This window comes from Fuscovulum blasticum DSM 2131, from assembly GCF_003034965.1.
Lineage (GTDB): Bacteria > Pseudomonadota > Alphaproteobacteria > Rhodobacterales > Rhodobacteraceae > Pseudogemmobacter > Pseudogemmobacter blasticus.
On the sequence record NZ_PZKE01000068.1, the window covers coordinates 1 to 677 of the forward strand.

1 protein-coding gene is annotated in these 677 nt (G+C 62.3%); it reads left to right on the forward strand.

Going from position 1 to position 677, the window contains the following annotated elements:
- The coding region (locus C5F44_RS17720; RefSeq protein WP_146161998.1) for a TRAP transporter large permease at nucleotides 1-677 on the forward strand (677 nt) is incomplete at both ends.

Genomic DNA, 677 nt, shown 5'->3' on the forward strand with positions numbered 1-677 from the left:
GGGTCGCTGTCGGGCCTTTCGGTCGGCAAGCTGTTTCTGGCGGGCGCCATTCCGGGCCTGCTGATGGGCTTTGCCATGATGGTGACCACCTATTTCATCGCCAGGAAAAAGAACTTCCCGCGCGAAGCCTGGCAGGGGATGCGGGAACTGTTCACCTCGTTCACCGGGGCGATCTGGGCCATCGCCATGACCGGGCTGATCGTCGGCGGGCTGCTGATCGGCGTGACCACGCCCACGGAAACCGCGGTCGTCGCCTGCCTTTACGCGGCGCTTGTCGGTCTGTTCATCTACCGCGAACTGCCGGTGGCGCGCATCCCCAGGATCATCATCGACAGCGCCATCAGTTCGGCCGGCATTCTGGTGCTGGTCGGCACGGCAAATGTCTTCGGCTGGATTCTGGTGTCCGAACGCATCCCGCAGATGCTGGCCGATACCGTGCTGTCGATCACGACCAACAAGTTCCTTGTGATCCTGCTGATCAACCTGCTGCTGCTGTTCGTGGGCATGTTCATGGAAACCATCGCGGCGCTGATCATCCTGTTCGTGCCCCTTCAGGCGCTGGCCATGGCCGTGGGCATCGACCCCATCCATTTTGCCTGCTTTGCGGTGCTGAACCTGATGATCGGCCTGACCACGCCGCCGGTCGGGGTGTGCCTTTTCGTGGCGTCGAACATCGC